The sequence below is a fragment of the Halobacillus sp. Cin3 genome (genome assembly GCF_947311855.1).
Lineage (GTDB): Bacteria > Bacillota > Bacilli > Bacillales > Halobacillaceae > Halobacillus > Halobacillus kuroshimensis.
In genome coordinates, this window is sequence record NZ_CAMZMV010000003.1 from 256,870 (window position 1) to 279,579 (window position 22,710).

Below are 22,710 nucleotides of genomic sequence, written 5' to 3' on the forward strand. Positions count from 1 at the left end.
TCTATATCAGTTTGGGTTAATTAAAATTTTTCCATTCTCCATCATATTCGATTCTGCGGTAAAATTCAAATGTCAGTTTTTTGAACGTTTGGAACTTCCGTCTTTCTTGTATAAAGCGCCAGTGTCAGAATGGACAGAGCCATAAGAACAATCAATATGCCGAATGGAAGGGAGAAGTCAGACACCGTGTACGGCTGCTTCCTGAAATCCAGGAGAATCCCCGCAAGGACAGACCCGGACGCACTGCCGATAAACTGGATCTGTTGTTTAAGCCCGATTCCGGCCCCGATCTGTTCATTGGGCAGGATATGGGATACCTCGTTTGTTGAGCTAGACGACAAGCTGGAAAATCCAAAGCTTGTAAACATATACCCGACCATAATGAGATAGGGGCTGAGCCCGGATAACATGTAAAAGATAAAGGCGGCGATCATTAATAACACCTGTGACAATAATAGGATTCTAATGTTTCCGTAGCTGTCAATGAGACGGCCGATATACACCGCAGCCACAGCTGAAAGCATGGCTCCCGGGAAAATAATCAGGCCGATGGCTGCCGCTCCTTTTCCATACACCTGTTCAAGCATAATCGGCATCAGGAATAGAACAGCAAAGTGAAGCGTGAAACCGAGAAAACTCATATATAAGATCTTCCGGTACTGAGCATTCTTTAAAATCTCAGGTTGAATGAACGGTACATCTGTATGATTGATTCTTCTCCATAATAACAGGGCGGCCAGAATGCCCCCGGCTAAATACCACGGCGTAAAGGTGGAAAAGTATAAAAGGAAAAAGGTAGCCGTACCTCCTGATAATACAGCGCCCCACACATCAAAGCTTCCACGTTTCGTTGTTTCAGCCGGCATGACCCTGTAAAGGAGAGGAACGATGAATAGAACCATAACGGTGACAACAAATAAGAAATTCCAATCGACGTAGTCCGTAATAAACCCGCCGGCAACAGGCCCGAGACCAAAACCGAGGGAAGAGGAGGAAGCGATTAATGCATAAGCACTTCCCCGGCGTGCCGGCGGAATATACCTTCCGGCGAATACCATGGACAAGCCTGGGATAGCAGCGGCCCCTGACGCCTGTAAAAGACGGGCAGTCAGCAGCCATAGGTAGGAATCTGCAAAGAATCCCAGAATGGAAGATAAACTGAAAATGGTGATCCCGATCGTCAACAGATGACGGATAGGGATATAATCCGTTAACCGCGTGTAGGTGATCGTAAAGACAGCCAGGACAATGGAATAGCCGGAAACAATCCAGGCTCCTTCGGAAGGTTCGAGTGAAAACTCCCGCAGAATGCTCGGGAGTGCTATGTTAAACATCGTTGTATTCATGACAACAATGAGAACAGCAGCACTTAATATAAACACGGTTTTAAAATATTTCATAGATGGTTCTGGGGATGGTGACAACCTCATCACTCCCTTCCTTTTGGTTCTGTTATGCCGGGCCATAAGAAAAGCTTCCGCTTCCCCAACGGGAAACGAAAGCTGCGCCTGTTAGATAACCTTGGCACCAAGCACGGTTTCAAAATGGGCCAGTGCCCATGCATGACCAGTTTCATTGAAGCTGGCGGTCCCTTCCTTATAAATCGTAAGGGAATATCCGAGATTGTAAGCGTCCACTGCTGTATGAAGCACACAGATGTCTGTACATACCCCTGTAAGATGAAGGTCAGTGACGCCCCGTTCGCGTAATTTCAGGTCGAGGTTGGTTCCGGCGAAAGCACTGTAACGTGTCTTATCCATGTATAAAACCGAGGAGCGGGTGGCATTAGCCGAATAGACTTTCCCTGTTTTTCCATATAGATGTCTTCCTTCTGATCCTCTTATATTGTGAGGAGGAAACAGCTTCGTTTCCGGATGATAAGGATCGTCTTGCTCATGAACATCAACCCCGTAAACGAGGGTCTGCCCCTGCTCAACAAAATCCCTGCTCAACTTGGTAAGGAATGGGTCGAGCGCCTGAGCTGCTTTTCCACAGGTCAATGCCCCTTCATCCGCCACAAAATCGTTCGTGTAATCAATGACTAGTAGTGCACGATTCATCGAATCCCTCCCGGAATGTCTTTACACCTATATTAACAGATAAAATCTGTTAGTGACTGGATGCGTGATTGAAAACGGGTTTACGTCTGCGAATAACCCAAAACAACATGCCTCCGGAGAGAAGAAGCAATCCACTGGTAACGAAAAAGACCATCGAAAATCCATATGCACCTGCAACCATACCGCCCATGGCAGGGCCGATGATGTTTCCAAGGAAGCGGAGACTCGTATTGTAACCAAGGACTTCTCCCTGCATGGCTACAGGGGCTTCCTGTCTAATGTAAGCGGTTCGAACAGGGATAATGCCTCCGATGGAAACACCGAGAAGGAACCTTAATAGAACAAGCTCCCATATGTTCGTAACGAAGGCAGCCGGCAGGTATACGACACCTGCCATAATCAGAAGGAAGATGAGAATTTTTATATAACCGACCCGGTCTGCAATTTCCCCCCATCTTCTAGCCATCATTAAATTACCCAGTCCGGCAGCGGAAAATGCAATTCCCGAAAACAAGGCCAGGTTTTCCGGGCCGTGGAGTTCCCCGACAAACAAGGAAAGAATCGGTTGAATACTAAAGTGTGCAATCTGGACAAACAAGGACACCACCATGACCATTAGCAGCAGTGGATGGTGAACAATATGGCTGAGCACTTCTTTCGTATTGTAGCTGGATTTCTCACCCTCGCTTTCTTTCTGCACTTGTTGTTCGTGGACACCGAGAAAGACGATGATGGCGGAAAGGGCTACGGCGAAGGAAACGTATTGGAATGTAGCGGCGTAACCAATGGAATCTGCAATCCATCCCCCGAGCAGCGGTCCGAGGAGACTGCCGGTAATACTCCCGGTCTGGAGCGTTCCCAGTACCCGTCCAGCCATCTCCTTAGGTGTCTGCGTAGAGATGAGTGCCTGGGACATGGGGATGAATCCGGTAAATACGCCCATAAATAAACGCAGGAAAAAGAGCTGCCATACAGAAGTGGCATGCCCCATGAAGAAGACCGATAAGGCTAATCCGAGCGCAGACATGACGAGAATTTTCTTTCGTCCATATCGGTCTCCAATCTTGCCCCATATCGGTGAACATATAAAAGCAGTTACGAATGTGACGCCGAACACCCATCCTGACCATGTCTGAACGTAGGCATCTGAAAAGTTTCCGAATGTTTCAATATACAACGACAAAAAAGGAAGAACCATCGTGATGCTTCCTGCAATAAAGAAATTTGCAAACCACATGACCCACACATTTTTCCGGGCTTCTGCTTTGCTGGTCTGCATGCTTATCCCTTCTTCCTGTTTATTTCGACACCCTAAATATATACCATAACAGAAAGGGATAAAAAAACAATCTGCTCATATAATAAGGTTCTTTCTAACGGATTTTCGCTCCCTTTTCATGGAAGGGAATTCCATGCGGAAATGTTGATGTTAACGGTTGCATAACTTGTATATACAAATTATAATGAATTTAAATCGTGTATATACAAGTTTAGTTCAAAGGTAGTTGTAAGCGTTTAAGATTATCGCTTGGAAACCCGTAGATGAACCTCGTTGTTTGGGAACAAAAAAATAACATCTGGAGGTAAGGATATGAATCACAAAAAACAGGCTGAAGAAATTTTAGAAGCCATTGGTGGAAAGGAAAACCTGTCGGCTGCGACGCACTGTGTCACTCGGCTGCGGCTGGCCCTGCACGATGAAGGGATTGTCGATCAGGAGAAACTGAATCAGATTGAAGCGGTCAAAGGTTCCTTTTCGACGAATGGTCAGTTCCAGGTTGTCGTAGGCCAGGGAACGGTTGACAAAGTGTATAAGGAATTCGTAGCGCTGGCCGGTATCGGAGAGTCTACAAAAGAAGAAGTGAAGCAAGCGTCAAGTGAAAAAATGAATCCGCTTCAACGAGCCATCAAAACATTGGCTGATATTTTCATACCGATTCTGCCGGCGATCGTAACTGCTGGTCTGCTTTTGGGAATCAACAACCTGCTTACAGCACCCGATATTTTCTTTGATGATCAGGCCTTAATTGATGTGTATCCTCAGTGGTCAGATATCGCAAACATGATTATTATTATCGCCAATACGGCATTCGTGTTCCTGCCTGGATTGATCGGGTGGTCCGCTGTTAAGAAATTTGGAGGAAGTCCAATTTTGGGAATTGTTATTGGACTGGTTCTCGTTCACCCGGACTTATTGAATGCATGGTCTTATGGGGAAGCTGTTTCTGAAGGGTCCGTGCCAACGTGGAATTTATTTGGTATGACGGTCGAGAAAATCGGCTATCAGGGTCAAGTGCTGCCGGTCCTGGCTGCCGCTTATCTGCTTACGAAGATTGAACTTTTCCTGCGCAAGCGGATTCCTGACAGCATTCAACTGCTTTTCGTAGGGCCGATTGCTTTACTTGTCACAGGCTTTTTAACCTTTATTATCATTGGACCGATTACATTTGCGATTGGAAACTGGATTACAGATGGCCTTGTTGCCGTATTTGATACGTTCTCCTGGCTTGGAGGACTGATTTACGGCGGCCTGTACGGCGTGCTCGTCATTACCGGGATGCACCATACGTTCCTGGCTGTAGATATCCAGCTGGTCGGTTCCACAGGCACAACATTCCTGTGGCCGATGCTCGCTTTGTCCAACATTGCCCAGGGATCAGCGGCGTTCGCGATCTGGCTTGCATCGAAGGATGAAAAACTGAAGGGTCTTGGCGTATCGTCAGGAGTTTCCGCATGGCTGGGAATTACAGAGCCTGCCTTATTCGGTGTGAACCTGCGTTTCAAATATCCATTCATTATAGCCATTAGTTCATCCGCCATTGCCGGATTGTATATCTCAGCCCAAGGCGTGCTGGCTAATTCGATTGGAGTCGGCGGTGTGCCGGGAATTTTCTCCATCGTCAGCGATTATTGGCTTGACTTCATGATAGGGATGGCTATCGTCATCGTGCTTCCTCTTGTAGGAACCTATCTCTATGCAAAACGTAAAAAAGACGTATAAAACTATGAAATGGTGGTGAGGTCATGAATGAACAGCCCTGGTGGAAAAAAGCGGTTGTCTATCAGATCTATCCGAAAAGCTTTAACGATACAACGGGAAATGGAGTCGGAGATATCCAGGGGATCATTGAGAAACTGGATTATTTGAATGAACTTGGAGTGGATGTTCTCTGGCTGACTCCGATGTATAAGTCCCCTCAGAATGATAATGGGTATGACATCAGTGATTATTACGATATTCATGATGAGTACGGAACAATGGAAGATTTTGAACGACTGCTTGATGAAACGCATAAACGAGACATGAAGCTGATTATGGATATTGTTGTGAACCATACATCGACCGAACATCAGTGGTTCCAGGAAGCTCTTCAGTCCAAGGAAAGTCCGTACAGGGATTATTACATCTGGAAAGATCCTGTAAACGGCGGTGCGCCTTCCAACTGGAAATCCAAGTTTGGGGGGAGTGCCTGGGCCTATGATGAAACGTCCGGTCAATATTACCTTCATCTTTTTGATATTACTCAGGCCGACCTGAATTGGGAAAATGAACAGTTGCGCGGGGATATTTATGAAATGATGCGGTTCTGGGGAGAAAAAGGTGTCGATGGTTTTCGTCTGGATGTCATTAACCTGATATCCAAGGACCAGGAATTTCCTGATGATGATGGCTCCAAAGCGCCCGGAGACGGCCGTAAATTCTATACGGATGGTCCAAGAGTCCATGAATTCATGCAGGAAATGAACCGGGAAGTTTTCCAGCCTTATGATTTGATGACGGTTGGGGAAATGTCCTCAACCACGATTGACCATTGTATTCAATATACAGCTCCTGAACGCAGGGAACTCAGCATGACCTTTAACTTCCATCACTTGAAGGTGGATTATCCGGGTGGAGAGAAATGGACCGTAGCCGACTTTGATTTTCATGAACTGAAAGCCATCTTATCGAAATGGCAGAAGGAAATGAATGAAGGCGGCGGATGGAATGCTCTCTTTTGGTGCAACCATGACCAGCCCCGTGTTCTTTCAAGGTTCGGGGATGACGTGAACTATCCAGATGAATCCGGCAAGATGCTTGCGACTGTCATTCATATGATGCAGGGAACGCCTTATATTTATCAAGGTGAAGAATTCGGGATGACCAACCCTAAGTTCAATCATATTGAACAGTATCGTGATGTGGAGTCTTTGAATATGTACGAAGAATTCAAAGAAAAAGGCTTTGATGAAGAGCAGATCCTTGCTATTCTCAAGCAGAAATCGAGAGATAATTCACGAACACCTGTCCAGTGGAATGATAACTCGAATGCTGGCTTTACAGATGGGACGCCGTGGATCGAGCCTGCAGATAACTACAAAACCATCAATGCTGAAAACGTCATGAATAAGGAAAACTCGATTTTTCATCATTACCGCAGGCTGATTCAGTTGAGGAAGTCCTACGATATCATTACGTTCGGGGATTACCAGCTTCTTACGCCTGAACATCCACAGGTGTTTGCCTATCTTCGAAAGTGGAATGGAGAAAAGCTGCTGGTCATCAATAACTTTTACGGAGAAGCTGCGACGTTCCAGCTGCCATTATCCATGAACAGTCAGGAAGAAATGGACGTCTTGATTAGCAACTATGAGGACGCACCATCGATCAGTAAAGAAATCTCTCTTCGTCCTTACGAATCTGTGGTTTATCATTTCCCAGGCAGGTAAAATGGAAGAGGGGGATAAACCTTGAAGAACAAATACGTAGTCATCTTTAATAAACTCGTGAAAAAGATACAGCAGGGGGTCTTTTCTGCCGGTGAGACACTTCCATCTGAACATGAGCTGACTGCTCAGTTTGATACATCCCGGGAAACGATCAGAAAGGCGCTGAATTTACTTGCTCAAAATGGATATATTCAAAAAGTGCGTGGGAAGGGATCGGTCGTTCTGGAACGGAACAAATTCAAATTCCCTGTTTCGGGTCTGACCAGCTTTAAAGAGCTGGCTGACCAGATGGGACAGGAAGTGAAAACGGCTGTGCATGAATTGACCATCGTCACACAGGCCTCCCACATACGCAGGCAGCTGGGATGTCCGGAAGATGCGAAACTTTGGAGGCTGATCCGCTCAAGAGAAATTGATGGAGAACGGATTATTCTCGATAAAGACTATATCCGTGAAGATTTAATCCCGGATATTACGAAGGAAACAGCTGAACAGTCTCTCTATCACTATATAGAAGAAGAGCTGGGACTTGAAATCAGTTTTGCCAAAAAGGAAATCGTCGTCGAAGATATCACGGATGAAGACAGGGAACTGCTTGACTTGAATGGTCATCAGCAGGTGGTCGTTATTCGAAGTTATGTCTACCTTGCTGATACGACAGCCTTCCAATTTACAGAATCCAGACACCGTCCTGACAAGTTTCAATTTGTAGACTTCGCCAGGCGGACGAAAGCTTGAACAAAGGAGGGCCGTAATGGTTCTCCTTTGTTTTTTATATTGAAAAAGGTAAAATAGGTGTAGCTAAAGAAATGAAAGAGGTGGAAAGATGTTCGTCATTGGTGCTACAAAAAAACTGCAGAATGAATTGAAATCCCCTGTTCGTGATTTGAATGAATATCAGGATGTCCCCGATTTATATAAATGGCATGCAAATATGATTACCGTGAAAGGTAGAAAGTGTCTGATGCTTATGAACAATGAAACGGGTATTAATTTGACGCTCTTCGGTTTGCAGAAAGAACAATTTGAGCATCTGGATAATGTGATTAAAGGTTCCCTTCAGCAGCTGTTTCAACTGCTGGATGTTGATAAGAAGGCAGCCTACTATATCCTTGATGCCACTGATGAAATCGTTTATACCAAAACGGATAACCGCAGTGTCATGGGTATGATGAGTGAAACAAAAGCAAGAATCGATCATACCGTCCGCGACCTGTCTTATGAGGAAATCGACGCCGTAGCGTTGAATAAGGACAATAATGTATTCCCTATGAGCCCTCTGAAGCACCTGGATCCCGTCACCACTTTAAACAAATACTTTGAAGAGTAAGCGCACACGGTTTTCGTGTGCTTTTTTTTATTAGTAAGCCGGTTCCTCACTGGAAAGTTCCTTGTTTTTCTTTGCTCAAAATGGTCCAGGCATATATAAGCTTCTTGGTTTTACATACGGTTAGGGGTATGTTATAAATTCAATATAAGCTTTTTAAGGAGGATGCGAACGATGTTTTTTAAATCATTTTTTGATGAAGAATTAGCCCAGATGTCTTATATGACAGGATGCCAGCGAACGGGTGAAGCTATGGTGATTGATCCCGCACGTGATATCAATCCTTATCTTGAAACAGCTGAAAAAGAAGGATTTACAATTACGAAAGTAACGGAAACACACATTCATGCGGACTTTCTCTCTGGTGCCAGAGAATTGGCTCAGCATACCGGAGCTGTTCTGTATTTGTCCAATGAGGGAGACAATGACTGGAAATACGAGTATTTAAATGAATTGAATCACGTGTTACTGAACGGGGGAGATCAGTTTTACGTTGGAAATATTAAATTTGATGTTCTTCACACCCCCGGACATACCCCTGAAAGTATTTCATTTGTCTTAACCGATGAAGGAGGGGGCTCCAAGGTTCCTATGGGGATTTTCACAGGAGACTTCGTCTTTGTAGGAGATGTCGGCCGTCCGGATCTGCTGGAAAAGGCTGCAGGTTCAGAAGGGACGTCCAGGCAGGGAGCGCGCCAAATGTTCCAATCCCTTGAAGCTTTCAAGGATCTCCCTGATTATCTTCAAGTCTGGCCGGGCCATGGTGCTGGCAGTGCGTGTGGGAAATCATTAGGGGCAGTCCCTGCTTCTACGGTCGGTTATGAAAAAGCGAATAACTGGGCGCTTCAGCACACGGATATCGATGAATTTACAGATGAATTGATTGATGGTCAGCCGGAACCACCGAAATATTTTGGGATGATGAAAAAGCTGAATAAAGAAGGCCCGTCTTTGAATAAAGGAAGAGATGTGCAGAAACTGACGGTGGATCAACTGGAAGATTATCGAGGAAATGATGCAGTCATCATTGATACGAGAGACAAATGGACCTTTGCGGCAGGCCACCTTCCAGGAACAATCAATATCCCTTACAATCGATCATTCTCAAACTGGGCCGGCTGGGTCGTCGACTATGACCAGTCCATCGTATTAATCGGTGAAGAAAGCCGCTTAGGTGAAATGAAAAAATCACTGGAAGCCATCGGTCTGGATGAAGTTACAGCTTATGTTGCACAATCGGATCTCAGTCAGATCGGGGGACTTGAAACCTATACGTCCATTACCCCGGAGGAATTGGAGAATCACTATAAACAGGATGATCGATATGTGGTCATCGATGTACGTAATCCAGGTGAATGGGAAGCAGGTCACATGGATCATGCCCATCATTTCATGCTTGGGCATTTGAAAGAAAGCCTTGATGAAATTCCGAACGACCGGACACCGATCGTCCACTGCCAATCCGGCGTCCGCTCCGCGATCGCCGTCAGCCTGCTGCAGGCCAACGGCTTTAAGGACACCATCAACTTGAAGGGTGGATATGCGGCCTGGGAACAACAATGGGATAAATCCTGATGAAAAACACGACCTTGGAAACAAGGTCGTGTTTTTTTGCAAAAAAAGACCCCTACTCAAGAGAAGTAGAGGCGAAAGTTTGTATAGGTATAGGATTAGGGGAGGTGTTAATTATATAGAAATTAAATTAACACGTAAATTAAACTTGCTCAGAAACTAATGGTCTAGGGTGGGTTTCAACTGCACTATCTGTAGTCAATGGCGCAGCGATAGATACAGCCAGACCTAGAACAGCGACAAATGCAATGATTTTTTTCATAACATTATACCTCCTAAGTGAGAATGTTTATTTAACAATTGCATTGCTAACCTTAAATATTCGGATGAGCGTTTATACATTCTCTGCCTTTCAAAAAGATCGGCTAAGAACTTAGAATACCTGATCACATAAACATGGTCCTTCTTTTTTTGAAAATAAGGAAGGACAGTTTCCTCAATGAAAGGGAGTGTTTCAGGCAGTTCTTTCAGTAAATTGTAATACACCTTAAAGTGCAGGTAGTGGCTTTCAGAAGCAGTTTTTTCGACTTCTGATAAGCCTTTTTCAATCCATTCAAGACACCCGGATTTATCATCCAGACGGTAATGTTCAATGATCAGCCCGTGGACGATATTCAGATATTCCTGGTAATCATACGTGGATTTTGACTCGAAAACGTAGTTTAGACTTTTCTTGTAGTTGAGTATGGCGGAGTCATGATTTTCAATTCTCGACTCCAACACCGCAATGTTGATATAAACCAGTTTGAGCTGTTGATTATCTTTGGTCTGGGATGCGATTTTTTTGGCCAGATTATAATTTTCAAGAGATTTCGTATAGTTTTTCAACCGGCTGTAACTGATGCCCAGAATAATGTGGCAGTCTGCACTTTTGGCAAGGTCATACTGACTTTTATAAATTTCCAAGGCCTGATCTGCATAGAAAACAGAGGCAGAAACATGATGGGCCTGGCTGGCGCTTAAGGATAAGTGGTAATACAAGTCGCTGATTTCCCACTTTTCGATGCCTGCTGGACTACTGTAGTTCTTAGCTTCCATTAACTGTTGAAAAGATTCATCAAAATTCCCTCGATAATATTCAAGCAGGCCGGAACTTAAATGAAAATAGTACTTCATTTCATCATCGAATGTACCTTCATGTTGTTTAATATCTTTCCATGCCTCATAAGCCTTCTCCACCTTGTTTTCTAATAGAAGATGGCGAATGCGGAAGAGCTCGAAAAAAATATACAGATGATGATTGTTCAGCGTATCCTTTTGATGAGAAAGTTCCTCCTTTAATATTTCCGCTTCCTCTTTCCTTTTAAAGACGATTGTTTCATACCATTCCTTCAGCTTTTCTTTGGAAGGATGATTATAGGAAGAGTCGTGAAAATCAAGGCCGAGGCGTTCATACAAAAGTTCGAGCACCTCAAAAGCTGGAACGGTCTGATCGTTCTCAATCTTGGATAAATACGCGGGGGAAATAATTCCATCAGCAAGCTGGTTTTGTGTTAACCCTTGTTTCACCCGATGGAACCGAAGTACTTTTCCATATTCCATTTTCCACACACCTAGTTGATCAACTGTTGATTTGGGAGAAAAAATCTCTTTCAAATCTATTTTTAGAATACATGTTCGTTTCATCATTTTCAATAAATTTCGGCAGTTTCCCAAGTCGCAGAAAAAATGGTACTTAAGAGGTGGTTTTTAGAGGGGACTTTCATAGAAGGGACAAAATGGGTGTCTATTAGATGTTTTTCAAGGGAAATTATGGGTTTAGGAGTAATGATACATGAGAAAGGGTATAAAAGGTATAGGAAAATTTCATCTATTCTTGAAATATCGACCAATCAGTGAGGAGGAGTGATTCGTGTGGGATACAATGTCACACAGAAGCTGATCCAGGACCACTTAGTCGAGGGAGAGATGACGCCTGGATCGGAAATCGGTTTGAAAATTGATCAGACCCTTACACAGGATGCTACAGGGACAATGGTGATGCTTGAACTGGAGGCTATGGGGATTGAGCAGGCTCAAACAGAGGTTTCTGCTCAGTATGTAGACCATAACTTGATCCAGGAAGACAGCAAAAATCCAGATGACCATTTGTTTTTAGAAAGTGCCGCCAAACGGTTCGGGCTTTATTTCAGCCGGCCGGGAAATGGGGTCAGTCATCCTGTCCATATGCAGAGGCTGGCGAGGCCGGGGAAAACACTGCTCGGATCTGACAGCCACACATGTGCCAACGGCAGTATGGGCATGCTTGCCATGGGGGCTGGCGGCATTGATGTCGCGATGGCTGTTGCCGGTGAACCGTTTTATGTGAAGATGCCGAAAGTATGGGGCGTAAAAGTGACCGGTTCCCTTCCAGACTGGGTCAGTGCGAAGGATGCCATACTGGAAATGCTGCGCAGGCACGGGGTGAAAGGCGGAGTGAACCACGTGTTTGAATATTATGGACCTGGCTTGAAAAACCTCACAGCCATGGACAGGCATGTCATTGCGAATATGGGAGCAGAACTTGGGGCAACTGGAACAGTCTTTCCTTCCGATGAGGAAACGAAACGATTCATGAAGCTTCAAGGCAGGGAAGACGAATGGATTGAACTGTCGCCGGATGAAGACGCCGCGTATGATGTGCATGATGAATTGAATCTCTCAGAAATTACACCAATGGTGGCCAAGCCCTCTAGCCCAGGCAACGTGGTACCTGTAGAGGAAGTGGAGGGAGAAGGAATTTACCAGTCTTATATCGGTTCCTCGGCGAACCCTGGATTCCGTGATTTTGCGATAGCTTCCAAAATTGTTGAAAATAAACATATAGCCGATGGGGTTTCTTTTGATATAAATCCGACCTCCAGACAAATGCTGATTGACTTGTCACAGGAAGGGCATATCGCTAATTTCCTTCAATCTGGAGGACGTCTCCACCAAGCGGGGTGTAATGGATGTATCGGTATGGGACAAGCACCTGCCACAGGACGGAACAGCCTGCGTACAACGCCGAGAAACTTCCCCGGCCGTTCCGGGACGAAAGAAGACAGCGTTTTTCTATGCAGTCCGGAAACCGCAGCTGTTTCTGCTTTGACAGGAGTCATAACGGACCCGAGAAAATCCGGGTTTGACTATCCTGACGTGCAGGATTTGGATGAGCCGACCGTGGACACACGTCTTTTGGATGAACCCCTGCCCTACGAGGAGGCAAAGGAAGTCGAATTAGTCAAAGGTCCAAATGTCGCCTCGATTCCAGAGATGGAGGAACTTCCAGACGAGATGGAGCTCCCTGTGCTCCTGAAAATGGGTGATGACATTTCCACTGATGAGATTCTTGCAGGAGGAGCGCGAGTGCTGCCATACCGCAGCAACCTGCCTGAAATTAGTAAGTTCACCTTTGAGATCGTAGATGACACGTACTATGACCGGGCGATGGAGCAGAGAGATAAGGGTGGTCATGCTGTTGTGGCAGGTGCCAACTACGGACAGGGTTCCAGCCGCGAACATGCCGCTCTGGCTCCTAAGTATTTAGGGATGAAAGTAGCGGTTGTCGAGGATTTTGCCAGAATTCACTGGCAGAACCTGGCCAACTTTGGCGTGCTGCCGCTTACATTCAAGGATCCCGCTCAATTAGAAGAGATTGAGCAGGGAGATGTTCTCGTTTTCACTGGATTGAGAGAACAGATCAAAAAATCGCCTGTGGTTGAAGCTGAAATTAAAGGCAGGGGTCAAACGATCAAGTTGGAGCATGCCTTATCGGACAGACAGATTGACATTATGGAAAAAGGTGGTTTGATCAACTGGGTTAAATCGCGTCTTGAATCGTAATACACATTCAATTTTAACGAAATCAGCTTGTAGGGAAAGGATCTATTTTTCTACAAGCTTTTTTACATGCTTTGGAAGCCTGCAAACCTCGCTCTTCGTGGGTGGAAGTGGGAAGATGAGTTGAATATAGAAAGCCACGTACGGTTGGTGGATCGTACGTGGCTTATCCAAAATAGAGCACAATTTATGTTCTTGAAGTATCCAGTGGAGCCAGGGTTTTTTCGATTTTTTCGCGTTCGTGTTCTAGGAACGGTGGAAGAGCCAGTGATTCACCCAGGTGTGCCGGGTCTTCATCAGTGGCAAATCCAGGTCCGTCTGTAGCCAGTTCGAATAAAATGTGATTGGCTTCTCTGAAATACAGCGATTTGAAGTAAAAGCGATCGACAAGACCTGAATTCGGATAACCGGCGGCATCGATGATTGTCTTCCATTTTGCTAATTCTTCTTCGTTTTCAACACGGAAGGCGACGTGGTGAACACTGCCCCTTCCAGGTTTTTCAGGTTGTTCGTCCGGCTTTTCTTCCACATGGACTTCTGCTCCTGACCCACCTTCCCCAGTCTCATAAACCGTCCATTGATCATAGGCGCCGACTTTACGGAAACCAAGGACTTCCGTCAGGACTTTTTCTGTTTTAACGGCTTCATGAACGGTCAAATGGACAGGGCCGAGTCCAGTAATACCGCTGTCTTGAGGTACGGGGGAGTTTTCCCAGGGGGCTCCTGCACGTACGCCGGAGTTGTTCTGATCGGATACAAGCATAAGCCGCTGGCCTTCCGGGTCTCTGAACGCAAGCGTTTTTCTACCGAAACGTTCCTGTACACGATCTACATCAAGGTCGTAAGCAATCAAGCGTTTCTGCCAGTATAACAGGGCTTCATCATCTTTAACCCGTAGAGATGTCGTGGAAATGCTCCTTGTCCCAGGATAGGTATGGCCGGCCCGGTGTATTTCGAAAAAGGTCAGGTCTGTCCCGGGATTTCCCTTTTCATCCGCATAGAAGAGGTGGTACATAGAAGGGGAATCCTGGTTTACCGTCTTTTTAACGAGCCGCATCCCCAGCACGTTCGTGTAAAAATCATAGTTTTTGGCAGCGGAAGCTGTTATGGCTGAAACATGATGGATGCCTTTTAACTCCATGATTGATCCTCCTCATTTTACTTTGAATTCGAGATAATTATATCGCAGGAAGTTATGAGGTTCAACAAGAGCGCTCATGACTTACGTACATACGGAAAAATACGTGTCTGGACGGATCTGGAAAAATAGGTGATCGGTCTATGCTGGAAATGTTCAGCAGGGAGAAAGTCCAACAGGTGATTCGTCGTTACAGTCGTTTCAGCTTTCTGCAGCTTCCAGTTATTATGAATGATGGGGCCTTTATATACACGCTTTCCCTGAACCATCCAGAGGGCGTACCTTTCCGTCAGCCAGTATAAAAGTGAGCCGGGACGGGCCTGCATAGGTTCACTGATTGTCTGGAACTCCGCATGAAAGTGGGCAGGCGGGTATCCTTTATGAGTACGCCGGCTGGAAAATTGCGTAATTGAATCTCTGTTATCCATCCGCATGGAGGCGTGTACGTAGGGGAGTCCGAAAGCAGTGCGCGCTAAAAAAACCCCGAGAGGATGATCGGAGTCGAGGGTGATGAAATAAACCCCTGGTTCGCCTTTGTAGGAGACGTACGTTCTTACATTCAGCTCCAGAAGATCCGTTCCAAACGGAAGTCTTGGCAGGCCGCGGAACCGGATATTCCTCATACGGAAGGGGACTACAGCAATCCAGGCTGAGCCGTCAAATTCATCTATATCGAGCTCCTCAGGTACATGAGGCCGCAGTTCATCTACAGGGACGGGCCAGTGTATAAAATATAAATCATCCCAATCCTGATGCATTATCCATCGGCTTTTATCCATGATTATCACCTCTGTTTAGCTTTACCCGTCCCGGAGTGGAAGCATACATTCCAGAGGTGTTCAATCGGCTGTTCCGGTCATTCGAAAGAAGCTATTTCCCCTGCTTCTCTTTCCCTCTTCCTCATCTCATTCAGCAGCATCTGGATGAACTCCTCCTCCAGCTTCAACTCCACGGCTTTATGAATGGCATCTTTCAGGAGGAAGGGAGATAGTTTATCAAAAGCCATAGCAGCTCCTCCTTCATTACGTTAGCATTTCAACAGAAACTGTTGCCGCACCTGTTAAACGTCCGTGCTGATCATAAAGAGGCTGGGCAAATACATCATATCTGGTCAAGCCTTCGGATAGGGGAAAGGCGAGGATCTCTCTTCTGGCCATTCCATCGTCGATCACACGCTGCTTCAGATTCATCAAGGCAGTTGTACCTTCATTGAAGTCCAGTTCTTCATCTGTTTTCCCCATGACTACATTCATTCTAAAGTCCGGGTGCGGGTTGAACATCCATGTATAACGGAGGTTCAAATCACAGTGAGCAATGACTATAGGTGAATTTACGAGCGCTTTTTCAAAAGGTTCACTCAAGTGCTCGGTGTAAAAAAGAGAGGGGTTGATGTGCAGGTAAGACGCAATTTGAGAAGCAACCGTCATACTGGGATTTCTGGTACCGTTCTCTATTTGTGCGTAATAAGCCCTATCAATATGAGCCCCTTCTGCAATCTCCTGCTGGGTGAGTTCCTGTTCTTTTCTTAAATTGATCAGCCAGCTTCTCATTCTGAATCATCACATCCTACAATGCTTAGTTATATAATAAATTCTACATGTTGAAGAAAATTCCTTGTGGCATATTGCAACAAAAATCACTATATATGGTAGTGTATAGAATAAAACATACTAGTTCTAGCGTTTTTTACGCATTTTCAACATTTTTTTAGTTTTTTCGATAGAGGTACTGAAGAATTTGATATAATCGATGCGGCATGACATTCGTATATCAGTCAGCGGCAGAGGGAGAGGAGAGGCATGACTTGGGAAATTTTGAACATCCTCGCCGTCAGTGCATTTGCTTTTAGTGGAGCTATTGTCGCACTGAACGAGAGGTATGATATATTCGGAACGTTTATTTTAGGAATCGCCACACCGTTCGCCGGGGGTATCATCCGGAACATTGCTTTGGATGTACCGGTGATTCACGTGTGGGAACAGGGATATTTATTTTACGTGGCTTTAATCACCATTGCCATTGTGTATTTCTTTCCGAAAACATGGGTGATGGCCTGGGACCGCTGGAATATCTACCCTGATGCTGTAGGCCTCTCGGCATTCGCTCTACAAGGGGCGTCCTTTGCTGTACAGCAGGATTTCCCGCTGGGAGGTATTGTTTTCGCTGCTATCCTGACAGGGGTGGGCGGGGGTGTGACAAGGGATGTGCTGGCCCAGCGCCGCCCAATGGTGCTTCATCAGGAAATTTACGCGGTATGGGCGATGGTAACGGGCGTGGTGATTGGTCTTGGATGGGTCGACCTTTACAATCCGTTTCATACATACAGCATTTTTCTGCTGATCATCCTGTGCCGAGTGTTGTCGTATCACCTTGGCTGGCATTTACGATTTCGGGATTTGTACCGCATATAAAAAAGGAGTCCATCGTGGACTCCTTTGGCTGTAGAAAAAGCTTGTGTTAACCAGTTAGAGTTGTCCATTTGTCGTGGGAAGGGTCACTTTCCGCTTATCGGTGGATGCTTGCCGCGGGCACGGCCTCAGCTAACTTGGTCAAGAAACCTATTTGACCAAGTGGATCTTCGGCTCGCGCTGTTCCCGCAGGCATCACCACCGAACGCTCCTCGTGCCGACGTTAGAATATAGGAGAGAGATAGTGCACTAAGCAGATTCGCAGATTCAAAAGAACGGCATGGGCTGCGCTATGGCCGCTTGCGTGGAAAACAAAAAGGGAAAGAACAGGCGCTGATGACGGCTTCCTGCTGGGATATGAAAAAGATTGTCCTCCATCCAGCAAGGGTGAGCAGGGTGAAGGAGAGTCTTTTTCGATTTTAAAGAACTCCCAAGGAGCGGTGCCCCTTCCACTCCTGCGGAAGAACGAGTGGTCCGAGATCGCCGAGCGTGGGTTTTGCGAGGAAGCTCGGGCGCTCGTCCGCGGAAAGGGAAGGGGCTTTCGCTCCTGGCGGTAAGAAAGAAAAAAGCTTGTAAAGAAACAGGGGTTTCTCTACAAGCTGAGGAGTCCATCGTGGACTCCTTTTTTATACCTTTTAATATCGGAATAGATCACCTGATAAGTAGCGCTCTCCTGTATCTGGAGCGATGCAGACGATGACTTCTCCCGGTTTTTTCTGTTTAGCGGCCTGGATAGCTGCCCAGCAGGCGGCACCACAGGATGTCCCAAGGAGCAGCCCTTCTTCACGGGCCAGGCGACGGGTGATGTCATAGGCATCTTCGTCGGTGACCTGGTAAATCTCATCATAAATCTCCTGATTCAATATGCTTGGAATGAACCCCGGGCTTGTACCGACCAGTTTATGCTTGCCTGGCTGACCGCCGGACAACACGGGAGATCCTGCCGGTTCTGCAACATGGATTGTCATGTCCTTGAAGCGTTTTTTCAATTCTTCCCCGGTTCCTGTAATGGTTCCTCCGGTTCCTGCTGTAGAGACAAAACCGGCCAGTGGTTTACCGAGTTCATCCATCGCTTCGATTATTTCTGCTGCTGTCGTATGGCGGTGAGCATCAGGGTTGGCCATGTTCTCAAACTGCATCGGCATAAAACCGCCTTCGATTTCTTCGACAAGTTCTTTTGCCTTGGCGATGGCTCCGGGCATTTTGGCGTCTCCCGGCGTCAGAACGATCTCAGCTCCGTATGCTTTCAGAAGATTAATCCGTTCCTGTGTCATCGTGTCCGGCATGACTAGAACAGCACGGTATCCTCTGGCGGCCGCATTCATCGCAATACCGATTCCCGTATTTCCACTGGTCGGTTCAATGATGGTGGATCCCTCTTTTAAAAATCCATCCTTTTCTGCCTGTTCAATCATATTAAAAGCAGCCCGGTCTTTGACACTGCCGCTCGGGTTGTACTTTTCCAGTTTCATATAAATGTCGGCCCCGCCTTCTGGAGCCAGGCGGTTTAATTTCACTAATGGAGTATCTCCGATTAGATCCGCAATATTGTTGACTACGCGCATGAACGTCACATCCTTTTGTTAGACCTGCTGCTTTAAGTTTACCATAGGAGGTGGAAGCCATTCATCCGCTGTGCTCCAGTGGCTGCTTCAAAAATTGTCTTCAACCATCTGCTGGGCGAATTGGAACGTATCTTTCGGTACAGAAATTTTAAAAGCCAGCTGGTTGGCATTCAGGTTGAAGCGGTCCACTTTCACATTGAAATTACTTGCCGTTTCCATCTGGGTAACGGCTACATAGATGTTCTCTTCATTCGGATTGACGATGACCCATTCCGGCAGATTGTAGTTATCCTTTAAGAATTCCAGTACTTTTTTATTAGGAAGAGGAAGCTGTCCAAGAGAGATTTTCTCCTGTTCCAGAACAAGGTCGCCGTTTTCCTGGACCACAGGGTTCAGCTCAACCTTGATCGGGACTACCTGTTCAAAAGCCTTGATATTTCCGGATAACGTGACGTTTTTGTCGATCGAGACGGAGTAATCAAACACGGTCTGATTGGACAGCTCGGATAAGTATTCATTGGCGAGCTGCTCCATATTCTCTTTCGTTGAGACAATGGTAAACTCGGCATCGGTATTCTCTTCTCCGCGGTCTACATTGACAAGGGTATACGAGCTTGGCAGAAAGACTAAAGCAAGGAGCCAGCCGATGATACCGATGTTGATGATGGCAAGGACCCAGAAGGACGTCCGCCATTTATTGTTTAGAAGTAATCGTTTCATTTATCATTCCACCCAGGTTATTCTTCAATATCTTCTCTAATATGAGCGAGTACGCGTTCTGCCATTTCCTTGTATCCCTGTTCATTCGGGTGGAAATGGTCTTCTTCCCATAGGAGTTCTTCTTCGTTACCATCAAAAATATCACGGATAGGAATAAAGTGGGCCTGGTCATATGTGCCGATGATCCTCTCGCTGGCCTCGTTCCAATCGCCCATGATTTCCCCCAGCTCGGGGATGTTATTAAAATATTGATTAAATGGGTTGTACAGACCAACAAAGTAGATGGGTGCTTCGTCGTTCAAGTTTTGTGTCTTCTCAATAATTTCCTTGAGCCGCTCTTCATATCCATCACGTTCGTCCCGGAAGTCCTGGTAGTTTAAATTAGTGAAGTTGTCTTTAACCACCTTCATCACATCGTTGGCGCCGATGGTGATGAGCACAATGTCTGCCTGTTCGATGGAACGGGAAATATCTTCGTCTTCCATTCGTTCTAACATCTGGTCCGTACGATTGCCGCGTTTTCCGTAATTGATCACTTCAAGAGAAGTATTGGTGTTAGTATTCGTGAAGTTGTCTTCAAGAATACCAACATAGCCGCCATTATCTGTACCGTCTCCGACTCCCTGCGTCAAAGAGTCGCCAATGGCAACAACGGTCAAATCATTTTTTATGAAAAGGTCACGTGCGCTGTCCATGACACTTGTGAAAACGTCCCGCAGACCTTCGCCAAGGGCGTTTTCGTCTTCCTCTGCTGAAACTTCCTCCTGCTCTGTCTCTGGCTGCTCTTCTACATCCGCGTTTCCTGTTTCTAACGACTGTTCTTCAGGTGTGCTGGATGACTCCTGCTCCTCTGGTGTATAGATAAAGGAGGCTGTTATAAAAAAGGCAAGGATGAGAGTAAGCAGGATGGAGGCTGTCCATCTCCACTTTTTCACGTTATGATCCCTCCTGAGGGGGCGTTAATTTTATTATATGTGGTTTTATTTTTATGGGAAATGAAAAAGTTTTATCCATAATTATAGCATGACGCCTTTACAATAGACATACGTGAACGAGTATTGGAAGATGAGGGTAGGGAACGAATTGGTCACGGGAGGCGTTTGAAAAATGGATCGAAGTATGACGATTTCTGTAAGAGAGCTGGTCTCTTATGTGTTCAGGGCAGGAAGCATTGATGAACGGTTCCAGTCCAATACAGCTCTGTTGGAGGGAACAGCCATCCATCAGGAAGTACAGAAGAAGTATAAGGACGGAGACGAAAAGGAAGTTTTTCTTCAGTGTGAATATACGTATGGAGAGCTTAACCTGATTGTCCAGGGCCGGTGTGACGGCCTGCTTGAGGGAGAAGACGGGCCGGTCATTGATGAAATCAAGTCGACATCCGGAGACCTGGAGGAACTTGACAGCTCTTCTCATCCCGTTTACTGGGCTCAGGCCAAAGGCTATGCCTATATCTATTCTCTCCAGGAAAACCTGGAAGAAATCGATGTCCAGCTGACCTATGTGCAGAAACGGACGAAGGAAAAGAAGCGTCTGCAGATAAGGTTCACGCATGATGAACTGGCTGACTTTATGAAGGAGACCGTGAAGGCTTATCAATCCTACGCATCTGTCCTTCATGATCTGGAGGAACAGAGGGAAGCCACGGTGCCTTCCTTTTCTTTTCCGTTCTCTACCTATCGGACCGGCCAGCGGAAACTGGCGGGGAGTGTGTACAGGACGATTGAAGAAAAGCGGAACCTGTTCGCTCAGGCCCCCACCGGCATTGGAAAGACGATATCGACTTTATTTCCGGCGGTAAAAGCTCTTTCTCTTGATAAAATGGACAGGATTTACTATTTGACCGCTAAAACGACGACGAGAGCTACAGCTGAGGAAGCGCTGGCCAAAATGGAAGAGCACGGCCTTTCCCTGAGATCAGTCACCTTAACGGCTAAGGAGAAAATCTGTTTTCAGGAGGAAACGATCTGTCAGCCGGATTATTGTGAATATGCAGATGGGTATTACGACAGGGTGAATGACGGCATTGTGGATGTACTAAGGAATGAGACACAGCTTACACGTCCTGTGATTGAAGCGTATGCCAGAAAGCATCGTTTATGCCCGTTTGAGTTTTCCCTTGACCTCACGGATGTGGTGGACGTGATCATCAGTGATTACAATTATATCTTCGACCCGCGTGTTGCCTTGAAGCGGCTGCTGCCTGACCGTAAGAAAAAAACAGCTCTCCTTGTGGATGAAGCGCATAATCTTGTTGAACGGGCGAGAGAAATGTACTCGGCTTCGGTTTACAAAAACCCATTCAGGGAAGCCTCTGCTGCATGGGAAGACGAGGAGGGGATCCGAAAGACCGCCCGGGCAGTGGCTGATGACCTGGAGCGCCTTGGCGGTTTTCAAGGCGGAGAGGTCGTCATCAATGAGGTCCCGGGTGAACTGGAAGAAAACCTTGAACGGTTCATTGGGAAATCGGAGCAGATCATCCAGGAACAGCCGGAGGACGAACGTTCCGAATCTCTTGTTGACTTATATTTCACCGCCCAGAATTTCCTGAGGATTTTTGAGTTTGTGGATGATCATTATCGTTTTATAGCAGCTAGAGGGGAAGACGGGGATCTGATGCTGAAGCTGTTCTGCCTTGACCCTTCCCACGTATTAAAGAAGGTGACAGATGGGTTCCGCTCCGGCACATTCTTTTCAGCCACGCTTTCACCTTTTGCCTATTATAAAGAAATGCTGGGAGGAACGAAGGAGGATTACATCCTTCAGCTTCCATCCCCCTACGATGCCTCTCAGGTTGATGTCACGATTACACCGTTATCAACCCGGTATAAAAACCGGAACCAAACGTCAGGAATTCTGGCAGAGCGGTTGAAAGACCAGGTGGAAAATTATAGTGGAAACCACTTATTCTTTTTCCCGTCGTATCACTACATGGAGCTAGTCTACCAGGAGTTCCGGAAGATGTCCCCTGTTGATGCAGTCATGCAGGAAAGAGGCATGGATGAGAGCCGGCGGGAGGATTTTCTTGCGCAATTCGTTCCAGGAGGGCGTCTGGCAGGTTTTGCTGTCATGGGTGGTGTTTTTTCTGAAGGTGTCGACCTCCGCGGAGACCGGCTGAATGGTGTGGCTGTGGTTGGTGTCGGTCTGGCTCCAAGAAATTTTGAGAAAGAGTTGATTAAAGACTATTTCAATGAAAAAGGCCGCCGGGGGTATGATTATGCTTACGTATATCCTGGAATGAACAAAGTACTTCAGGCTGGTGGACGACTGATTCGTTCGGAAGAGGATCATGGAGCTATACAGCTTATAGATGATCGATTTGCTGCTGAAAAATATACGAGTTTGTTCCCTGAAGATTGGAGAAATTATCGAATTATTAAATAAAAAGATTTCCCGGGAAATTTATTGG

General features: G+C 46.1%; 19 protein-coding genes and 1 pseudogene. 9 read left to right on the forward strand and 11 right to left on the reverse strand.

The window, feature by feature from the left end; genetic code table 11:
* Positions 1–65 precede the first annotated feature (65 nt).
* The 3 genes from QMA39_RS11975 to QMA39_RS11985 form a co-directional block, all read right to left on the reverse strand.
* Positions 66–1,424 (reverse strand): MFS transporter, encoded by a 1,359-nt coding sequence (locus QMA39_RS11975; protein ID WP_281658872.1) that lies wholly within the window; start codon positions 1,422–1,424, stop codon positions 66–68.
* Between the two features lie 87 nt (positions 1,425–1,511).
* Positions 1,512–2,060, reverse strand: coding sequence for an isochorismatase family cysteine hydrolase (locus QMA39_RS11980; protein ID WP_281658873.1), 549 nt, complete (start codon positions 2,058–2,060; stop codon positions 1,512–1,514).
* A gap of 49 nt (positions 2,061–2,109) precedes the next feature.
* Positions 2,110–3,339: an MFS transporter gene (locus QMA39_RS11985; protein ID WP_281658874.1), complete on the reverse strand. Its 1,230-nt coding sequence runs from the start codon at positions 3,337–3,339 to the stop codon at positions 2,110–2,112.
* A 312-nt stretch (positions 3,340–3,651) separates the two neighbouring features.
* On the opposite strand from QMA39_RS11985, the gene treP reads away from it, so the two are divergent.
* The 5 genes from treP to QMA39_RS12010 all read left to right on the forward strand — a co-directional run bounded on the left by treP (position 3,652) and on the right by QMA39_RS12010 (position 9,672).
* Complete coding sequence (gene treP / locus QMA39_RS11990; protein ID WP_281658875.1) at positions 3,652–5,061, forward strand: PTS system trehalose-specific EIIBC component; 1,410 nt, start codon at positions 3,652–3,654, stop codon at positions 5,059–5,061.
* A 23-nt stretch (positions 5,062–5,084) separates the two neighbouring features.
* The gene (gene treC, locus QMA39_RS11995; protein WP_281658876.1) at positions 5,085–6,770 is read left to right on the forward strand and encodes an alpha,alpha-phosphotrehalase; all 1,686 of its coding nucleotides are present in this window, start codon (positions 5,085–5,087) and stop codon (positions 6,768–6,770) included.
* A gap of 21 nt (positions 6,771–6,791) precedes the next feature.
* Positions 6,792–7,508 (forward strand): trehalose operon repressor, encoded by a 717-nt coding sequence (gene treR / locus QMA39_RS12000; RefSeq protein ID WP_281658877.1) that lies wholly within the window; start codon positions 6,792–6,794, stop codon positions 7,506–7,508.
* Positions 7,509–7,596: 88 nt separating this feature from the next.
* A complete protein-coding gene (locus tag QMA39_RS12005) occupies positions 7,597–8,100 on the forward strand; it encodes a hypothetical protein (RefSeq protein WP_281658878.1) in 504 nt (167 codons plus the stop codon).
* A 171-nt stretch (positions 8,101–8,271) separates the two neighbouring features.
* Positions 8,272–9,672: an MBL fold metallo-hydrolase gene (locus tag QMA39_RS12010; protein WP_281658879.1), complete on the forward strand. Its 1,401-nt coding sequence runs from the start codon at positions 8,272–8,274 to the stop codon at positions 9,670–9,672.
* Positions 9,673–9,927: 255 nt separating this feature from the next.
* On the opposite strand, the gene QMA39_RS12015 is transcribed toward QMA39_RS12010, so the two are convergent.
* Positions 9,928–11,211 carry a helix-turn-helix transcriptional regulator gene (locus tag QMA39_RS12015; protein WP_281658880.1) on the reverse strand — a complete coding sequence of 428 codons (1,284 nt, stop codon included), beginning with the start codon at positions 11,209–11,211 and terminating at the stop codon, positions 9,928–9,930.
* 312 nt (positions 11,212–11,523) lie between these two features.
* Here QMA39_RS12015 and QMA39_RS12020 point away from each other — a divergent pair, with 312 nt between their 5' ends.
* Positions 11,524–13,473 carry an aconitate hydratase gene (locus tag QMA39_RS12020; RefSeq protein ID WP_281658881.1) on the forward strand — a complete coding sequence of 650 codons (1,950 nt, stop codon included), beginning with the start codon at positions 11,524–11,526 and terminating at the stop codon, positions 13,471–13,473.
* Between the two features lie 184 nt (positions 13,474–13,657).
* Here QMA39_RS12020 and QMA39_RS12025 read toward each other — a convergent pair whose 3' ends face one another.
* The 4 genes from QMA39_RS12025 to QMA39_RS12040 form a co-directional block, all read right to left on the reverse strand.
* Entirely contained in the window at positions 13,658–14,611 is a 954-nt protein-coding gene (locus QMA39_RS12025; RefSeq protein ID WP_281658882.1) for a ring-cleaving dioxygenase, read from the reverse strand.
* A gap of 74 nt (positions 14,612–14,685) precedes the next feature.
* Positions 14,686–15,387, reverse strand: a complete 702-nt coding sequence (locus QMA39_RS12030) for a DUF2071 domain-containing protein (protein ID WP_281658883.1) — start codon at positions 15,385–15,387, stop codon at positions 14,686–14,688.
* A gap of 77 nt (positions 15,388–15,464) precedes the next feature.
* Positions 15,465–15,614, reverse strand: coding sequence for a sporulation histidine kinase inhibitor Sda (gene sda / locus QMA39_RS12035; protein ID WP_084163229.1), 150 nt, complete (start codon positions 15,612–15,614; stop codon positions 15,465–15,467).
* 16 nt (positions 15,615–15,630) lie between these two features.
* Entirely contained in the window at positions 15,631–16,158 is a 528-nt protein-coding gene (locus tag QMA39_RS12040) for a helix-turn-helix domain-containing protein (RefSeq protein WP_027956657.1), read from the reverse strand.
* A 249-nt stretch (positions 16,159–16,407) separates the two neighbouring features.
* Between QMA39_RS12040 and QMA39_RS12045 the strand changes: the two genes are divergently transcribed.
* Positions 16,408–17,019 carry a trimeric intracellular cation channel family protein gene (locus QMA39_RS12045; RefSeq protein ID WP_027956656.1) on the forward strand — a complete coding sequence of 204 codons (612 nt, stop codon included), beginning with the start codon at positions 16,408–16,410 and terminating at the stop codon, positions 17,017–17,019.
* A gap of 255 nt (positions 17,020–17,274) precedes the next feature.
* A pseudogene (locus tag QMA39_RS12050) lies at positions 17,275–17,439 on the forward strand (IS5/IS1182 family transposase); the annotation flags it as partial.
* 212 nt (positions 17,440–17,651) lie between these two features.
* Here QMA39_RS12050 and cysK read toward each other — a convergent pair.
* The 3 genes from cysK to QMA39_RS12065 form a co-directional block, all read right to left on the reverse strand.
* Positions 17,652–18,581, reverse strand: a complete 930-nt coding sequence (gene cysK / locus QMA39_RS12055; protein WP_027953382.1) for a cysteine synthase A — start codon at positions 18,579–18,581, stop codon at positions 17,652–17,654.
* Positions 18,582–18,668: 87 nt separating this feature from the next.
* The gene (locus QMA39_RS12060) at positions 18,669–19,301 is read right to left on the reverse strand and encodes a YpmS family protein (RefSeq protein ID WP_027953381.1); all 633 of its coding nucleotides are present in this window, start codon (positions 19,299–19,301) and stop codon (positions 18,669–18,671) included.
* Positions 19,302–19,318: 17 nt separating this feature from the next.
* Positions 19,319–20,236 carry an SGNH/GDSL hydrolase family protein gene (locus QMA39_RS12065; RefSeq protein ID WP_281658884.1) on the reverse strand — a complete coding sequence of 306 codons (918 nt, stop codon included), beginning with the start codon at positions 20,234–20,236 and terminating at the stop codon, positions 19,319–19,321.
* 172 nt (positions 20,237–20,408) lie between these two features.
* On the opposite strand from QMA39_RS12065, the gene QMA39_RS12070 reads away from it, so the two are divergent.
* The gene (locus QMA39_RS12070; RefSeq protein ID WP_281658885.1) at positions 20,409–22,685 is read left to right on the forward strand and encodes an ATP-dependent DNA helicase; all 2,277 of its coding nucleotides are present in this window, start codon (positions 20,409–20,411) and stop codon (positions 22,683–22,685) included.
* The last annotated feature ends 25 nt before the right edge of the window (positions 22,686–22,710 follow it).